The sequence below is a fragment of the Patescibacteria group bacterium genome (genome assembly GCA_041661505.1).
Taxonomy (GTDB): Bacteria; Patescibacteriota; Patescibacteriia; order Patescibacteriales; family JBAZCA01; genus JBAZCA01.
Map to the genome: position 1 here is coordinate 1 of JBAZUF010000001.1, position 15,608 is coordinate 15,608.

Annotated in this window: 20 protein-coding genes; 7 read left to right on the plus strand and 13 right to left on the minus strand. The window is 43.0% G+C overall.

The window, feature by feature from the left end:
- Window positions 1-38: 38 nt before the first annotated feature.
- From WC715_00005 to WC715_00025, 5 genes are all read right to left on the minus strand, one after another.
- The gene (locus WC715_00005) at window positions 39-365 is read right to left on the minus strand and encodes a hypothetical protein (GenBank protein MFA6170834.1); all 327 of its coding nucleotides are present in this window, start codon (window positions 363-365) and stop codon (window positions 39-41) included.
- A gap of 80 nt (window positions 366-445) precedes the next feature.
- Window positions 446-994, minus strand: a complete 549-nt coding sequence (locus tag WC715_00010; protein ID MFA6170835.1) for a deaminase — start codon at window positions 992-994, stop codon at window positions 446-448.
- An 18-nt stretch (window positions 995-1,012) separates the two neighbouring features.
- Complete coding sequence (locus WC715_00015; GenBank protein MFA6170836.1) at window positions 1,013-2,419, minus strand: thymidylate synthase; 1,407 nt, start codon at window positions 2,417-2,419, stop codon at window positions 1,013-1,015.
- 133 nt (window positions 2,420-2,552) lie between these two features.
- A complete protein-coding gene (locus WC715_00020) occupies window positions 2,553-2,981 on the minus strand; it encodes a hypothetical protein (GenBank protein ID MFA6170837.1) in 429 nt (142 codons plus the stop codon).
- 176 nt (window positions 2,982-3,157) lie between these two features.
- Entirely contained in the window at window positions 3,158-3,925 is a 768-nt protein-coding gene (locus WC715_00025; protein MFA6170838.1) for a slipin family protein, read from the minus strand.
- 504 nt (window positions 3,926-4,429) lie between these two features.
- Here WC715_00025 and WC715_00030 point away from each other — a divergent pair.
- The gene (locus WC715_00030; GenBank protein MFA6170839.1) at window positions 4,430-4,825 is read left to right on the plus strand and encodes a hypothetical protein; all 396 of its coding nucleotides are present in this window, start codon (window positions 4,430-4,432) and stop codon (window positions 4,823-4,825) included.
- A 30-nt stretch (window positions 4,826-4,855) separates the two neighbouring features.
- Window positions 4,856-5,563: a phosphatidylglycerophosphatase A gene (locus tag WC715_00035; protein MFA6170840.1), complete on the plus strand. Its 708-nt coding sequence runs from the start codon at window positions 4,856-4,858 to the stop codon at window positions 5,561-5,563.
- Between the two features lie 81 nt (window positions 5,564-5,644).
- On the opposite strand, the gene rplA is transcribed toward WC715_00035, so the two are convergent.
- The 8 genes from rplA to WC715_00075 all read right to left on the minus strand — a co-directional run bounded on the left by rplA (window position 5,645) and on the right by WC715_00075 (window position 11,089).
- Complete coding sequence (gene rplA / locus WC715_00040) at window positions 5,645-6,316, minus strand: 50S ribosomal protein L1 (protein MFA6170841.1); 672 nt, start codon at window positions 6,314-6,316, stop codon at window positions 5,645-5,647.
- A 234-nt stretch (window positions 6,317-6,550) separates the two neighbouring features.
- On the minus strand, window positions 6,551-6,973 hold the full coding sequence (gene rplK, locus WC715_00045) for a 50S ribosomal protein L11 (protein ID MFA6170842.1): 423 nt from the start codon (window positions 6,971-6,973) through the stop codon (window positions 6,551-6,553).
- Between the two features lie 95 nt (window positions 6,974-7,068).
- Window positions 7,069-7,614, minus strand: a complete 546-nt coding sequence (gene nusG, locus WC715_00050; protein MFA6170843.1) for a transcription termination/antitermination protein NusG — start codon at window positions 7,612-7,614, stop codon at window positions 7,069-7,071.
- An 83-nt stretch (window positions 7,615-7,697) separates the two neighbouring features.
- On the minus strand, window positions 7,698-7,886 hold the full coding sequence (gene secE, locus WC715_00055; protein MFA6170844.1) for a preprotein translocase subunit SecE: 189 nt from the start codon (window positions 7,884-7,886) through the stop codon (window positions 7,698-7,700).
- Between the two features lie 169 nt (window positions 7,887-8,055).
- Entirely contained in the window at window positions 8,056-9,051 is a 996-nt protein-coding gene (locus tag WC715_00060; GenBank protein ID MFA6170845.1) for an inorganic phosphate transporter, read from the minus strand.
- A gap of 20 nt (window positions 9,052-9,071) precedes the next feature.
- Window positions 9,072-9,698 (minus strand): DUF47 family protein, encoded by a 627-nt coding sequence (locus tag WC715_00065; protein MFA6170846.1) that lies wholly within the window; start codon window positions 9,696-9,698, stop codon window positions 9,072-9,074.
- Between the two features lie 79 nt (window positions 9,699-9,777).
- Window positions 9,778-10,719: a hypothetical protein gene (locus tag WC715_00070; protein MFA6170847.1), complete on the minus strand. Its 942-nt coding sequence runs from the start codon at window positions 10,717-10,719 to the stop codon at window positions 9,778-9,780.
- A 70-nt stretch (window positions 10,720-10,789) separates the two neighbouring features.
- A complete protein-coding gene (locus WC715_00075; protein MFA6170848.1) occupies window positions 10,790-11,089 on the minus strand; it encodes a hypothetical protein in 300 nt (99 codons plus the stop codon).
- A 185-nt stretch (window positions 11,090-11,274) separates the two neighbouring features.
- Here WC715_00075 and WC715_00080 point away from each other — a divergent pair, with 185 nt between their 5' ends.
- The 5 genes from WC715_00080 (at window position 11,275) to rfbB (ending at window position 15,528) form a co-directional block, all read left to right on the plus strand.
- Entirely contained in the window at window positions 11,275-12,735 is a 1,461-nt protein-coding gene (locus WC715_00080) for a hypothetical protein (protein ID MFA6170849.1), read from the plus strand.
- 1 nt (window position 12,736) lies between these two features.
- The gene (locus WC715_00085; GenBank protein MFA6170850.1) at window positions 12,737-12,913 is read left to right on the plus strand and encodes a hypothetical protein; all 177 of its coding nucleotides are present in this window, start codon (window positions 12,737-12,739) and stop codon (window positions 12,911-12,913) included.
- A 9-nt stretch (window positions 12,914-12,922) separates the two neighbouring features.
- Entirely contained in the window at window positions 12,923-13,327 is a 405-nt protein-coding gene (locus tag WC715_00090; protein MFA6170851.1) for an HIT family protein, read from the plus strand.
- Between the two features lie 52 nt (window positions 13,328-13,379).
- A complete protein-coding gene (locus tag WC715_00095) occupies window positions 13,380-14,321 on the plus strand; it encodes a sugar nucleotide-binding protein (protein MFA6170852.1) in 942 nt (313 codons plus the stop codon).
- A gap of 181 nt (window positions 14,322-14,502) precedes the next feature.
- Window positions 14,503-15,528 carry a dTDP-glucose 4,6-dehydratase gene (gene rfbB / locus WC715_00100; protein ID MFA6170853.1) on the plus strand — a complete coding sequence of 342 codons (1,026 nt, stop codon included), beginning with the start codon at window positions 14,503-14,505 and terminating at the stop codon, window positions 15,526-15,528.
- Window positions 15,529-15,608 lie beyond the last annotated feature (80 nt).

The window sequence follows — 15,608 nt, forward strand, 5'->3', positions numbered from 1 at the left end:
GATATATTATTACAATAATATTAGGATTCAGGGTGATCTCAGGATGCCGCCGTCAAAGTATTATGCCATTGCCGCCAAAGGTTGATTTCTGTGGACAAACGTGTCCGACGAAATGGGTGCATTCCAACAAGCATCGTCCTTTCGATTTCTTTCGCGAATCCCTCATATCTGCCGCCATTACCGGCCATTTCTTCAATAAAATTATTTATATTCGCGTCGCCGTGCCTAAAACAAATCTTGTGAAAATCCTTGATGCCCAGCGCGCGAATAATTAAATTCTTAATTAATAATCGTTTATTATTCTCGTGTTGCTCTTTTGTAAAAGATTTATTTCCTTCCCAAAATGGGTTCTCTGAAGCCAGCATAGAATTTAAATATAAAACTAAAAATTGCTTAATTTGTCTTTATAGCCTGAAGATACTTGCGGGTACAAACATTGCTTCAATTAACGGTTAAACGTTAATTTATTAATCCCCGCGTCGTCAAGAAAAGTCTGGCCTTCGTATTTCCTTATCATAATCCCGCGCTTTTTCGCTAATTCCCAGGCTTCGTTTTCCTCTTCGAAATTTTCGCCGCCAGTCTGCATGCGCTTATATTCTTTATAATACACGATTTCGGTGATGCCGACGTTATTTAAGGCTTTCATGCAATCGTAGCAGGGAAAAAGGGCCGTGTACATGGTGGCGCCGAATAAGCGTTTAACATCCTTGGTATTGATTATCGCGTTGATTTCGCCATGGATGCCCCGGCAGCGCTGTAATTTTTTCGTAACCGGATCGCCGTCAACTTTAGCGCAGCCGACTTCAACGCAGTGAGCGTCTCCTTCGGTCGGGCCGTTATAGCCTAGAGAAACAATCTTATGGTGCTTGTCAACAATTACTACGCCGGCCAGATGGTAGCGGCAAGCAGTGCGTTGGGCAACGAGCATGGCTAAGCTCATGAAAGTTTCGTCCCAGGAAAGCCTAGATGTCCGCGGTTTTTTTATGTCTGCCATAATTTATTTTTGAGTTGTTTATTTAATCATCAATATTTCGTCCTGGATATAAGGGACTCCGAGCCTTAAAGCCGCCTCGGCTTTCATTAGTTCAATGCCTAGATAACTCGCGTGGGAGATTAGGGACAAGCTCAAAGTCTCTTCGATTTTACGGGCTAGAATTTTTGCCGCGTCCGGCGCGTCAATTGTTTGGGTAAACTTTTGGAGCTTTAACCCTTCCGGCGTAAAATGTTCAGTAATAATTTCCTTTTTTTCTTTATCAATATCGATTTTAAAATATCCGCGCGGATCGATTTCGAAATCATTTCGCAGATTTTCATTAACCATTTTCAAAGCTTCGTTCCAGTTAAAATCGTAAATATGAGCGCTCGCGGAAATTAAGGTAAGGGGCCCCATCGGCACTCCGGCGGCGTCAGCAATCTGCTTTTGCAGTTTCCTTAACCCAAAAGCGTTCAACGGCCAGCCGCCGAAAACATCATGCGACCGGACATAAGCGGTAAAAGAAAGGCAAAAATGGTTTCTCAAAGCCTGGACTAAAACAATGCATGGCCGGTGTTCGGCTTCAAAATCGATATTGGGGTCGAACAAGACCCCGATCGCCTCGCGGGCGTTAATATCTTCCTTTAGCCGGCGGATAATCCGCTCAATTTGGTTTACCTTAAAATGCCCTTGCAGGCGGTTCCCGTAGGTGTAATGCAAGCCTGGAATTTTATCGCCGGACAATACTTGGGGGACGTATTCGTCAATCCGTTTTTTATCAATATTAAACCAGTCAGGCAAATTAAAATTATCCGGATCTTCATTTTCAATTACCGCAACGAGGTTAACAATTTCTTTCATTTTCATCCCGTCGGTTTCTTTTATATCGCCAAACCGCAGGATATGCTTTAGGGTTTTAAGCCAGGCTTCGGCAATTGTCGCGCCGCGGACTTTAAAGCCGGAAATATCCGACGGAAAAGAGCATTCAAGTTCTGACAAAGCCGGATTCGCCGGTTCCGGAAAAAATTCCGCCTCGCCGTACGATCCCAAGGCTAGATCAAGCTTTCGGATTTCCGCTTCAATAACCGCGCCATCTTCCACTCCTATAAGGTTAATTAATTTTACGTTTTTAATCAAATTTTCTATTGAGGAGGGCGTGATTTCCTTATGCAGAAACTGGCTTTTCCCTGTCTGCCATAAATTCAGAAGTTCAGCGCCAGACCCGGATCGGTCTTGTCCGCAAACAACCAAATACCTGATTTCTTTGTCAGCCAATAGATTCCTCACTAGATAATTCAGGCCGTTTTTGGTATAAAGCTGGCCGGCAATTTTAAAAAGGGAAGGGTCGACATCTTTGACTATCTCATCGCAAATCGTCCACAAGCTAATAATAACAACCGGTGATTTTAAGTCGCCGGCTTTCAGAAGATCCTTGTAGTAGTTCATGGCCATGAATGCGGACTAATTGTCTATTTATTTTACCAAATATTAAGGAAAAAACAAGACGCTTTTTAAAAAGAAAAAACCGTGATCCTAGGGGACCACGGTTCGCGCCAGAGTTTACCTCGGCGCTCACGAGTCAGGCGGATAAGCGGCCGGAGAAAATTCCCGCCTGCCGGTTAAGTTCCGCGGCCGTCAATTCGCTTTCCGGCCAGGAAAAAGTAAAAGGCTGGAACGAATTGTCAAAGGGAAGATGGAGAGCTATTCCGTCCGGCCACTTTATCAGATTGGCCGAGCTGTGCCTTTCCCTTCCGGCCGGGAAGCTGATGAGCATAAGAAACTCATCTTCCAGCCGGAAGAATTCTCCCGGAATGACCTGGTCGGATGACCAGCTGGGACGGTCCAACGGTATTCGGTAGATCCGCCCATACTTGTTGAGCACATTGCAGGGGGGCTTATATCGGAAGCCTTGAAGCTTAAGGTAAAAGGCCCCGCCTTGCATGTACCACCCGGCCAGAGATTCCAGAGCCGCTGACGCCGGTTGAATAGCCTTCAGATTTTCATTCATTGATTTTTTCCTCCTTAACGGTTGAAGTTGAAAAAATTCAGTGATTTATACTCAGCCGAAAATAATTTTCAGCCAAAAGAATTTAAAAAAGCAATGCTTTGTTAGAGCTTTATATTTAAGCACTTTTTTTTATTTATGTCAAATTGAGTTATGGCGAGTTCAACAAGTTAGTGCAACTAACTCTTCTCCCCCTCAATAAACTTCTTCAATTCCTTAACGCTGGACATTAGCTGGGCAGGGAAGATTATGGTTGAATTCTTTTCTATTGAGATTTCGGCCATAGTCTGCAAATTCCTTAACTGCAATGCAATCGGATGGGCGGCAATAATATCAGCGGCTTGGCCTAGTTTTTCCGAGGCGAGAAGTTCGCCTTCGGCCGCGATAATCTTCGAGCGTTTTTCCCGTTCGGCTTCGGCTTGCTTAGCCATAGCCCTCTGCATATTTTCCGGAAGTTCTATGTCTTTTATTTCCACAAGCGAAACGACGACGCCCCAGGGCTCGGTATGGTTATCCAAAACCGTCCTGATCTCTTTATTAATCGCGTCGCGTTCGGACAATACTTCGTCTAATTGGAATCGGCCGACGATATTCCGCACGGTTGTTTGAGAAATCTGATTTATGGCTGACATAACATTTTCAATCGCTACTATGCTTTTTATCGCGTCAGCCACCTGGTAATAAGCTACGGCCGAAATATCCACCGAAACGTTGTCTTTGGTAATAATTTTTTGCGGCGGAATGGGCATGGTTATTGTCCGGAAATCCACCTTCCGCATCCATTCAATATAAGGAATAATCCAGGTTAGCCCAGGCTCTTTAATCCCGGTGATCTTTCCCAGCCGGAATACCACGCCTTTTTCATACTGCTGAACGACGCGCAGGCCGGGGATAATGATAAAGACGACGATAGCGGCGGCTATTGAGATGGCGATTGTTAACCACATATAGTTATTTTAATAATAAACAAGAGCCAATTTATGTCTAAAGCATAGCATACATTAGATATTAAGCAAGCAGTAAATTATCACTAATATTATAATTTAAACGCCGTAAAAAACTCAACTATAATTGACTGAAATTAAAATTAGTGCTAAAAATGAGTCATGTTTTCGGCTCTTTATATAATGAAATACGGATAAAACCGCTAACACAAAAGAAGTCCGGCTTAATATTTCGGAATTACTTGCTTTTAACGTTTTTTTAGCTTTGGATAGACTAAAAGGAGGATGTGAAAAAAAACTAAAAGCGGCTTATGATAAGTGTTATCTATCTGCTAACCCTGTTGAACGGAAGGAAAAAAAATGATCTTCATGCGGTGGGAATTTACCGAAACTGAATGGGACGAGCAAGTAACGCTTGCCCTCCGGAAAGCCAAACCCATATCGCTGCGTATCGCGGCAGTTGTTTGGGCGAGTTTTCTCTCGGCGATGGTGGTCCTTTGGCTTTTCATGCCATCAGACCTTTCAGTGGACATCTCCCGGTTTAAGGGGCAGATAGTCCCGATGGAAAAGGTCAATCTGGGCGAAAAAAACATGACTATCGCCGCGCCTTTTGATGCCGCACTCGAATGGGGGTCTGACGCGTTTATGGTTTATGGGAGAAATGGCGTCGTCATCCTCCGCCCCGAAGGCACACCTGACATTTACCTCCGCGCCGAAAAGATGCAAAAAAGCCAATTCTACTCCTACAAAGGGCAGGTTGGCGAGAATCTCAAGTTGAAGGCGGTCATAAACGAAAACTTTATCGTCTCCTTGTTCGTTTTCTCCTTGTTCGTTTGGGCTTTTGAAAGCTTCCGGCGAACGAGGAGAATCATGCAGAGGCAGGGTCTGGTTCTGGCCGACTAGGATGAGCGCTTAAGCGAGGAGTGGAACATCATGGAAGTGAGCCCGGTAATATCTGCGCCAAAGGAAAGGGTGAAGGTCGAGTACGGCTTTTGGATGTTCGTCGCCACCACTTTTTACTCATCTTTCATCCCAGGATGGCTCTATGAAAAAGTCGTTCTGGCCCAGCCCCAAGGATTCATTAAATCGATCCTTTTGAAATTCCTGGGGCTAATACTTAAGGGACTGGGGCTCGGCCATCCGGATAAGGGAGGAGGTCTGATTGGCACAGCCGTCGCCGCAATTAACATAATTATTGTCGGCGAGATCTGGGGATATGGCTATGTTTTTCCTCTTTGCGCTGCCGTAATCACCTTCATCCTCGGCTGGCCGGCCTGTCACTTTGCAGCTAAAGAAATTTACGCCAAATACGGACAGAGAACAAAACACGACGGAAAGTCAACCAGATGCGACTATAACCTCTTAAGCATAGACGAGTACCATGCCATGATGCTCATCTGGGGCATGGACCGCCTTGTAATGATGTGGCTGGGGTTTAATTCGCGGGAGGACATCCTTTTTGAGCTTCTTCTGGACTTTATCCTTTTTAGGTATTGGGATACGAAGAAGCCCAAATGGGTTAAAAGAATCGAGAGTCGTTTTTCCAGCGCTTTTGGCGTTATGATCGATGACACACTAATTGCAATGCAGATAATTATTATTATATGCTTTGCGTGGGGCATCGCCTATTATATCATTTAGTCACTTCCACTCACTATCTGTAACCAAAAACCCGGCCCCCATAAGGAGCCGGGTCGATTTTTATCCGAAGAGAATAGGTTGTTAAGCGGTGTTTACTTTTATCCCAGGGCCCATGGTCGTTGAGATGGTCACGTTCTTTATATAGACGCCTTTAGACTTAGACGGCTTGGCCTTTTTTATGGCTTCGGAAAGAGTGCGGAAATTATCTGCTAATTTTTGCGATTCAAAGCTTACTTTGCCGATTGCGACATGGATGTTTCCGGTGTCGTCATTTTTAAAACTCACTTTTCCTTTTTTCAGTTCGGCCACCGCTTTCGCCGGAGTAAGGGATACGGTTTCGTTTTTCGGCGAAGGCATTAATCCACGGGTGCCGAGCACTTTGGCGATAGGCGCCAGTTTTTTCATCATTTCCGGTTCGGCCACCGCGACGTCGAAATCGGTTTTTTCAGTTTTTTTGATTTCGGCAATCAATTCGTCGCCGCCGACAATATCTCCGCCGGCATCTTTACAAGCTTGTTCGTTAGCGGCGCTGACAAAAGCGGCAACGCGGACGGTTTTACCGGTTCCGTGGGGAAGGGAAACCGCGGTTCTAACCTGCTGGTCGCCTTTTTTTGTATCGATTCCCAAACGAAAATGAACTTCAACCGATGCGTCGAATTTCGCTTTGGAGGTTTTTTTAGCCAACTCAATAGCTTCTTCGATAGAATAGACTTTAGCCTTGTCTGCCAGCTCGTTGTTTTTATTTTTTGTCATACTCGTGGTGCGGACGACATGTCGCATAAGCTATATATCTCCCACAATTATTTTATATTTTTATTAATTTTTTTTATATATATGCGAGTAAATTATTTCATTTCCGAAGCGAGGACTAAAGCCAGGTACCAATGTGAAAATAAGTCCAGCGGTGATTATATTCAAGCACGAGTTACATGGCAAATTTGAAGCGGTTCCGCAGCGAGGAAATGAAAAATTTACGAGCAAAATCACTTACTTCACTTCTACCCCCATCTGCCGGGCCGTGCCTTCAATAATCCTCATCGCCGCCTCTTCATCAGTCGTATTTAAGTCCGACATTTTCTTTTTGGCGATTTCCCGTACCTGATCCTTAGAAATTTTTCCAACTTTATCAGTCAAAGGCTTTGAAGAACCTTTGGGAATTCCGGCGGCTTTCTTAATTAATTCCGAAGCCGGGGCGGTTTTCATGATAAAGGTAAAAGACCGGTCTTCGTAAACGGTAATTTCTACCGGAACGGTTTCTCCCATCCGATCCTTGGTTTTTTCGTTAAACTGGACGCAAAATTGCTGGATGTTAATCCCATGCTGGCCCAAAGCCGGGCCGACCGGAGGGGCCGGATTGGCCTGGCCGCCGGAAACTTGCAATTTTATGACAGTCATTATTTTTTTGGCCATATGATGTTCAATTAGCAATTGTCAATTGACAATTTTCAATTATCGGGTAGAAGCTGGCATTCATGCAGAATCCATGACATGCCAACCCGACATATTTATAATTTTTTAATTTGCAGGAAATCCAGTTCAACCGGCGTTTCGCGGCCGAACATGGAAACCAAAACTTTAATTTTTCCTTTAGCTTCATCCACTTCAAGAACTTTGCCTTCCAAATTTTTGAAAGGCCCGTCAATAATCCGAACCGGCGAACCGGCGGCAACGTCAATAATGAATTTCGGCTCATCCACTCCCATCCGCTTCTGCAAAGATTTTACTTCTTTTTCCGAAATCGGAGTGGGGACGGTGCCGGTGCCGATAAATCCGGTAACGTTCGGGGTATTGCGGACGACATACCAGGAATCGTCGTCAACAACCATCTCAACCAAAACATAGCCGGGAAAAATTTTTTCCTCGACGACTTTTCTTTTTCCGTTTTTTATTTTAATTTTTTTTTCGGTCGGAATCAAGACGTTAAAAATTTTTCCGCTCATGTCGAGCGAATCGATTCTTTGCTTTAAATTATGGGAAACGTTCTCCTCGTAGCCGGAATAAGTATGGATTACGTACCATCTTCGTCCCTGGTTTAGTGTTTGTCTTGCCATAATCGCGATGAGCGGGATAATGAATGCTCGCATTCATTACCTAGCGGCTAAGATTATATCTAGAGATATTTTTAGAATATTAATTACCGGTTTATAACGTACTGGAACGCCATCTGGAATATAAAGTCGAACGCGCCTAAATAAATTGCCATAGCTATGCTGATGCCGATCACTAATAGGGTATAATGATAAGTTTCTTTCCTGGTCGGCCAGGTGACTTTTTTCATCTCCTCAATCGATGATTTTACGTAGTTTACAATTCCATTTATCATATATATCTTTTCCCCGGCAAGGGGCATAGAAACAGGCTAAAGCCAGTTTTCTTATTTAAAAAAACAGCCCTTTGCGGGCGCTTTTTAATGTTATATATATTGTATCTGAATAGTCCTTCCTTGTCAAGCCGGAGGATATATTTTTTAACATGAAAAATATACTCTAATATTAAACAAATTTACTAATAAAATATACAAGGGCGCCGATCGACCCGGCCAAGGGAATAGTAATAACCCAGGCCCAGACAATGCGCAATGTTACGTCCCAATGCACGGCCGAAAAGCGCCGGGCCGAGCCGACTCCGGAAATCGCGCCGGTAATTACATGCGTCGTTGAAACCGGAACGCCTAGATGCGTCGCGGTAAAAATGCTTATGGCTGAAGCTGATTCAGCGCAAAAACCGTCAATCGGTTTTAATTTGCAAATCTTTTGCCCCATGGTCTTTACGATCCGCCAGCCGCCTAAAAGCGTCCCGGCGGCGATTGCCGTATGGGCGGAAAGCACCACCCAGGTCGGTACATTAAAACTGGCAATCCAGCCGGCGGAAAATAAAAGACTGGTGATTATCCCCATGGTTTTTTGAGCGTCATTCGCGCCGTGGCCTAAGGAGTAAGCGGCGGCGGAAAAAATTTGCAAAAAATACGACCAGCGGTTAACGGTTTCCGGCCGGCGGTTTCGAACCAGCCAGGAAGTGATTACCTTAAAAGCATAACCTAAAATCATGCCGATCAGAGGCGCGAGCACGATAAAAATCAGTGTTTTATACCAGCCGCCGGGAATTATCGCGCCAAAGCCGGCTTTAGCAACAGCCGCTCCCGCGTATCCGCCGATTAAAGCGTGCGAGGAACTGGTCGGCAGTCCTAAATACCAGGTAATCAGATTCCAAATTATAGCACCGAGCAGAGCGCAGAGTATAACGGTCGGAGTTACAATATTAATATCAATCATTCCCTTGCCGATAGTTTTTGCTACCGCCGTCCCGAAAATAAGGAATGAAATAAAATTAAAAAAAGCCGCCCAGATAACGGCTTTGCCGGGAGTTAGCACCCGGGTAGAAACAATAGTAGCGATTGAGTTGGCCGAATCGTGAATCCCGTTGGTAAAATCAAACGCCAGCGCGATAATAATTATCAATATAATGAAGAGGGAGAAGGGATCAGGCATGTAGAATTAAATAAACCGGTTTAAGTAGATTTAACCATTATCTTTACGATCGACCGGCCGACATGGTTATAGGTATCAATTATTTCTTCCATATCCTGAATTATGTCTTTCCATTTAATAACTAAAAGCGGGTCGTTTTTCCCTTTTTCAAATATATGAGCAAGAGCGTTCCGAAAAACAACATCGCCCTTGTCTTCCAATTTTTGGATACGGATCGCTCGCTTCTCCAAGTTCTTCGTATCCACCCGGTCGGCAAAGCACTTATCGACCAGCCGCTCTAAGATCACGCAGGCGTCGGTAATCAGACCGACGAACTGGTCCATAAATTCCTCTTTTTCCATTATCCCGTAAAGGTAGATGTTGTGAAAAACTTTTTCCGATAAATCAATTATTTCGTCCATCTCTTCGGCCAAAGCGTAGATGTCCTCGCGGTCGAACGGGGTAATAAAAGTTTTGTCCAGCTCGCCGATAATCCGGCAGATAATATCATCGGCCTTATGCTCAATTTCTTCGGCTTTGCGCCAGCGCTCTTCCATCCCGGCCCTAAAATCCATCTCCGTAAATAAATCCGTCACCTCTTTTATGCAGTCATAAAGGTCTTTGAAATGCTCCGAAAACTTCGGCTGTTTGGGAAATAAGAATTTCATTTTTTTATTTTAATAAAAAATAGTCCGCAAATTTTCGTACAAAAACATTATAGCACAAGAGGTGCTGTACGCAAGAAGATTATTTGAAGCTGACACTCACTTGATCTAGATAATAAGTATGTTGGAATTCGGCTGTCGCCCCAAATCCAAAAGCCACCCAGATTTTATCGGTGAAACTATCAGTGGTTAATTGCGTTGAATAAGAATATTTTTTCCACCCCGCGACTTCATCCGTCCTTCCGATTAGCTTAAAGTCCTCCTCTCGCACGGGATTTCTCGGCCCGACATAAGCCAAGACCGGCCATTGATTTATACTAGACTTGTTTTCGCTCCAAAGATAGAAACTAATTTCGCAATTTATTTTTGAATTCGGAGTTACGGTATATGGATGCTCAACCCAGATTGTGCCATCATCATGGCTACCGTCAAGATAGGCGGCCAGAGAATAAGCCCCGTCATACGCCTTTTGCTTAGAACGTTTTATACTCCAATCAAAAAAGCAGGGAAAGGGATCATTCTCGCATGCTATTTGGTGCTTCGGCTCCCACCCGCCAAAACTATTTTCAAAACTTTCTATATAACTATTACCGCAATCCTCTTTACATGTATCATCCCTTTTCTCTGCCAAATCACAATATTTGTCTCCGCATTTTCCACCGCAATAGCATGCCTTGGTTTTAAGATCGCACTTCGGTTTGTCGCCCCCGACAACCATAGGACAGATGATTCCTTTGCAATCTTTATCGATATTGCAGGCTGTCCTATCCTTGGTCGGCGTGTTAACATCTCTTCCGCCAGTTACCGGTCTGGCAACCGTCGGCTGGACGTTAGAGACTTTCGCTTCAGAGCTCGTGTAGATGCCAAAATTATCGCCAGAGAGCACAAAAGCAAATGTTCCGATAACCCCCGCGACAAAGGCTATTAAAAATACGCCCTTCCAGGTTGTAATTTTTATTTTCCCGAGCCGCGAAAAACTTTTTGAGGCTAATTCATCAACTGGTCTTTTTTGATTTCCCGCCATAGTTTAATAATTATCTAATTAATTACATTTAACCAGCCAAGGCTACTATCCCAGTTTACAATAATTAGCTTTAGTGGACCGTCTGTTTATTTACATTACAATTTTTTTGCACCCACTCTGCGTCAAACTCATTTACCTCCCGCCTTTTGCCGTCAAGTATAAAATATTGGGTTTCTGTTTTTCTCGCGCCAACTGACGGCATTTGGTTATCTATCCACTCGTCCGGGCATTGCTTAAGCGCAGCACCTGGACTGGGCGCTGCTGCCGGCAGTACTACTTCTGCCGGAGATTGTTTTTTTGGAAATAAAACCACTATGCCTATGGCTACTATAGCTATACCTAAAATAATATAAAAAATTTTACTTTTCATTTATTTAAATTAATTATAAGATAAGTTTTCTGGATTGCTCATGTGTATCTTAATTATACCTCAAATCGGCCGAGAGGCGCAATAATTTAAGCAAGGTTAAATAAAAGCGGGGGTATCGGAGTGTTGATTTACCCGTATTAATAAGCTAAAGTTAGTATTGGCGATATATTCAGCATAGTAAATCCATGAAAATAAGCTTTAAAATTTTTAGAATAGCAGTCTGGCTGGTTTTGGCGCTTGTTGCCGGCTGGCTATCTTGGCAAAAAATCGTTCCAGGCGGAAAAATTTCTTATACCTACGATTTTACCCGCGACAATTATTTCATCGGAAAATTAAGCCCTTCGGAAAGGGTCAGGCCGCCGGAAAACGGCACCCAAGTTATAACCGGCGATCCGGTTTATTTTTCCTTGACTCCGCCGCGCCGTTTCGAAAAGGCAAGACTCATAATTAAATATAAAATCGAGTCTAAAGACAAAAACCATGCACCGCCGATTATTGAGGCCGGAATTTTAAAAGACCAGTTTTGGCATTATGATTTGAAGCCAATCGAAAATTCCATAATTTCCGGCTTAGCTAAAAAATGGAGTTCTATAACTGAAAATGACTTAATACTGCTTCAAAAAGAAATAAAATATAAATCAGTTGATGAATTTTTAAAAAATCTTCCGCCTTTAAACCAAATCGCCACTTATAATTATAATCTTAACCATGTTTTCCGCCTCCAGTCGTATAAACCAGAAAAACAAACTCGGGCGCTTCCGGCTTCAATCCGCGGGCCTTATGGATTTTACGTTTACATAAATAACGAGGAGCTTAATTTGAATTTTGATTTTTTAGATTTGAATAAGAATTTATCAGCCGACCCGATTAAAGTGCGCGTCATGAAAGGCAGTAAACTAATTATGGAAAAAGAATTGGCTGACGACGGCGACAGAAGTGATAGCGGTAAGATCGGTTATCAGGGAAAAATTAATATTAAACAGCCAGGACTGGCTGAAGGCGTATATAATGTTGAGGTTTTGGCTAATGACGATATCGTAACGAGTAAAATCGCTACCGCCCAAAGCAAGATCAGTTTTATTAAAAAAATTTGGATTTACGATTCTAAAAATTTTCCCTTGCGTATTTTAACTGACAACGATGGCATAAGCGCCCAAACTTCCAATCCATCCAGCATCCAGGGTATTGAAACCAATTCGGGCAGTTTGGAGCTTAAAGAAACCTATAAGCAGTTTGATAAAAAATTAACCGCCTCTTTAACCGATCTAACTTTAAAAAAAGGCGACACGCTTTTATCCGGCGACGGCATGTTCGCTTTTTCATCGGACGAACTTTTTGACCCGGAAATAAAAAAAATCACCCAGTATTTTGACGCCGGAAAAAATAACACCGAATACATTATAGCAAGATACATTGAACCGGAACAAAAGGATGCCCCAGCAGACGGCCAGACGGGCTGGATGACCGCGGCCGCTGATTTTGACATCACCGGCGCCTATAGGGAAAACGGCAAATTTAACTTTATGCTTTCCATCCCCGGATTAAAAATCGACGACGGGATTGATGATTCGGTTATAGTAAAAGAGATTCACGTGGATTTGGAAGGCAAAAACCTCTGGGAGAAAATAAGTAGTATTCTTAGATAGTATGAAAAAATACATTAACGAAATATTTAGAGTTTTAACTGCCAGCCTCCTTATTTTTATTGCCTTGGAATTAATCTGGCCCGGCATGGTTATCTCTTATATTAACCTCAATTTAGTGTTGATTTTTTGGCTGGTTAATGTTATCTTTTTAATGTCAGAAAGAAGTAAAACTAACTAACCAAAACGAATGGATTGCATATTTTGCAAAATTATCGCGGGGCAAATCCCAAGCTACAAAGTTTACGAGGATGAAAAAACTTTGGCTTTTTTGGATATCAATCCGGTCAACCCGGGCCATGTCCTGGTAGTACCGAAAGAACATTTTGCCAATATGGAAGACGTGCCGGAAGATATTTTATGCGCGGTAATAAAAACCGTAAAAAAAGTCGGCAAAGCGATTAAGGAAGGTTTAGGCGCGGAAGGCTATAATATTACGGAAAATAACGACCCGGTGGCCGGTCAAATCGTCCCCCATATCCATTTTCACGTTATCCCGAGGATTGAAGGCGACGGTCTGCATCTTTGGCCCCAAAAAAAATATGGCGAAGGTGAAGCAGAGGCGGTTAGGGATAAAATTAATGGCGCGATCTAATTTTAAATATTTAAAATTCAGCTATTAGATAAATTTTTACGATTAAACGTTTATGAATGAGAAAATATTAATTTTTGGGAACGGGCAGATGGGAAATTTTTATAAGGATTTTTTTATAAAAAAAGGTTTAGGCGCCGAAATTGCCCGGGCAGACATTACGGATTCGGCGCAGATTATATCCGCTATAGAAGAATTCAATCCGACGGTTGTTATTAATACCGCCGCCATCACCAATCTTGAAGAATGTGAAAAAAATAAATTAAAAGCTTTTAACGTAAACGTTTTAGGCGCGGAAAATGTCGCCCGCGCCTGCGACCAAAAAGGGTTATATTTCATCCACCTTTCTAGCGGCTGTATTTTTGAAAGTAAGGACGAAAATGACGCTCGTGTGGAAACCGATAATCCGGCGCCGGCGGTTTTTTATTCCTGGACCAAAGTTTGGTCCGAGCAGATGATCACTTACCGAAAATCTCCTAATTTCCGCTATCTTATATTAAGGCCGAGACAGCCGGTTTCGTCCCAGATAAGCCCGAAAAACATGCTGATAAAGTTTTTAACATTCACCCGATATGTTGATACGCCCAATACCGGAACTGTCTTGGAAGATTTAATGGAGTGGACTTATGAATTAATAAAGACAAAACCTGTCGGCGTTATACACGTCGCTAATGAAGGCTGGACAACGCCTTACGAAATCGCCCTAATGCTTAAAAAACACGTTTTACCCAGCCTGAATGCCGGAAAAATTTCCAAGGCCGATTTGGATAAGCTTACGCCAAACCGGCGGGTGGATACGGTTTTGAATGTCGAAAAGCTTAAAAGTTTCGGCGTCAAAGTTGAGCCTTTCAAGAAAAGAATCGAGGAAATAATAATTGAGCTCGGAAAAAACATTAAAAGCGCTGATAAAAAAACTTTGGAAAATGTGCTAAGTATGACCGCCGAAACATCAAAGCAAAGAACCGAGGTTAATGAATGCTGGAAAGAATTATTGTAAATTTATGAGTGGAAAAAATGCTGGTAAAAACCGAATAGACGGAGAAAAAACCGAAAAAATTGCGGCTGGCTTAAAAAATTCCAAAGGGCAGGGAAGCGTTTGCAGTGAAGTTAAAATTCGCGTTGAGCATAAAAACTTCTGCCTTTATTTTGAAGCTGATCCGAAAAAAAACGCCGCATCCATGCCGGGTGAAAGTAAAACTCTTCTTGTTACCGGCGGGGCCGGGTTTATGGGCTCGAATTTTATCCGCTACATCTTAAGTGCTTATCCGAATTACAAAGTCATAAACCTCGACAAGCTTACTTACGCCGGAAACCTTGAAAACTTAAAAGACGTAGAAAATAACCCGAATTATTCTTTTGTAAAAGGCGATATTGCCAAATCCGAAGACGTAGAAAAGGCAGTTGGCCAGGGCGTGGACGTAATTATTAATTACGCCGCCGAAACCCACGTTGACCGCTCGATTTTAGACCCCAAAGCCTTTTTATTTACTGACATTATCGGCACCTACACATTACTCGAAGCCGTTAGGGTCGGGAAGGCGAAAAAATTAATTCAAATTTCTACTGACGAAGTATTCGGCATGGTGCGAAGCATGAATGAAGAATTTACCGAAGAATCGCGCTTTGACCCGTCGAGTCCTTATAGCGCATCCAAGGCCGGCGGCGACCATCTTTGCGCGGCTTACTGGCGCACTTACCAGACGCCAGTCATTATTACCCATAGCTGTAATTTCTACGGCCCGAACCAGTATCCGGAAAAACTAATTCCTTTAGCTATTACCAACTTAATAGAAGGGAAGAGAGTCCCGGTTTACGGCAAAGGCGAGCAGTTCCGCGAATGGATCAATACCTCCGACCACTGCCGGGCGATTGACGCGATCTTGCATAAAGGCCAAATCGGCGAAGTCTATAATATTGGAACCAGACAAAGATCAAAAAATATTGATACGATTAAGTTAATTCTAAAGCATCTCGGGAAAGACGAATCCAGCATAGAATACATAAAAGACCGTCCGGGGCACGACTTTGGCTATGCCGTCAACCCGGACAAGCTAATGAACGAGCTTGGCTGGCAGCCCCAAGTCCAATTCGAAGACGGCCTGAAAAAAACAGTCGACTGGTACAAGAATAATGAAGACTGGTGGAAAAAAATGAAATCCGGAGACTATCTCGAGTATTACAAGAAGCAATATAAAGAAAGATAAAAAAATATCAAATTATTCGCATAATATACAAATTCATAATATTGTTTTTTAATTTTTCGTCTAAAAAAAGTTGTGGCGAA

Excerpts from the sequence above, each read along its gene's own strand:
- WC715_00005 (MFA6170834.1), bottom strand. The coding sequence starts at position 365 with ATGCTGGCTTCAGAGAACCCATTTTGGGAAGGAAATAAATCTTTTACA.
- WC715_00010 (MFA6170835.1), bottom strand. The coding sequence starts at position 994 with ATGGCAGACATAAAAAAACCGCGGACATCTAGGCTTTCCTGGGACGAA.
- WC715_00015 (MFA6170836.1), bottom strand. The coding sequence starts at position 2,419 with ATGAACTACTACAAGGATCTTCTGAAAGCCGGCGACTTAAAATCACCG.
- WC715_00020 (MFA6170837.1), bottom strand. The coding sequence starts at position 2,981 with ATGAATGAAAATCTGAAGGCTATTCAACCGGCGTCAGCGGCTCTGGAA.
- WC715_00025 (MFA6170838.1), bottom strand. The coding sequence starts at position 3,925 with ATGTGGTTAACAATCGCCATCTCAATAGCCGCCGCTATCGTCGTCTTT.
- WC715_00030 (MFA6170839.1), top strand. The coding sequence starts at position 4,430 with ATGCCATCAGACCTTTCAGTGGACATCTCCCGGTTTAAGGGGCAGATA.
- WC715_00035 (MFA6170840.1), top strand. The coding sequence starts at position 4,856 with ATGGAAGTGAGCCCGGTAATATCTGCGCCAAAGGAAAGGGTGAAGGTC.
- rplA (MFA6170841.1), bottom strand. The coding sequence starts at position 6,316 with ATGACAAAAAATAAAAACAACGAGCTGGCAGACAAGGCTAAAGTCTAT.
- rplK (MFA6170842.1), bottom strand. The coding sequence starts at position 6,973 with ATGGCCAAAAAAATAATGACTGTCATAAAATTGCAAGTTTCCGGCGGC.
- nusG (MFA6170843.1), bottom strand. The coding sequence starts at position 7,614 with ATGGCAAGACAAACACTAAACCAGGGACGAAGATGGTACGTAATCCAT.
- secE (MFA6170844.1), bottom strand. The coding sequence starts at position 7,886 with ATGATAAATGGAATTGTAAACTACGTAAAATCATCGATTGAGGAGATG.
- WC715_00060 (MFA6170845.1), bottom strand. The coding sequence starts at position 9,051 with ATGCCTGATCCCTTCTCCCTCTTCATTATATTGATAATTATTATCGCG.
- WC715_00065 (MFA6170846.1), bottom strand. The coding sequence starts at position 9,698 with ATGAAATTCTTATTTCCCAAACAGCCGAAGTTTTCGGAGCATTTCAAA.
- WC715_00070 (MFA6170847.1), bottom strand. The coding sequence starts at position 10,719 with ATGGCGGGAAATCAAAAAAGACCAGTTGATGAATTAGCCTCAAAAAGT.
- WC715_00075 (MFA6170848.1), bottom strand. The coding sequence starts at position 11,089 with ATGAAAAGTAAAATTTTTTATATTATTTTAGGTATAGCTATAGTAGCC.
- WC715_00080 (MFA6170849.1), top strand. The coding sequence starts at position 11,275 with ATGAAAATAAGCTTTAAAATTTTTAGAATAGCAGTCTGGCTGGTTTTG.
- WC715_00085 (MFA6170850.1), top strand. The coding sequence starts at position 12,737 with ATGAAAAAATACATTAACGAAATATTTAGAGTTTTAACTGCCAGCCTC.
- WC715_00090 (MFA6170851.1), top strand. The coding sequence starts at position 12,923 with ATGGATTGCATATTTTGCAAAATTATCGCGGGGCAAATCCCAAGCTAC.
- WC715_00095 (MFA6170852.1), top strand. The coding sequence starts at position 13,380 with ATGAATGAGAAAATATTAATTTTTGGGAACGGGCAGATGGGAAATTTT.
- rfbB (MFA6170853.1), top strand. The coding sequence starts at position 14,503 with ATGCCGGGTGAAAGTAAAACTCTTCTTGTTACCGGCGGGGCCGGGTTT.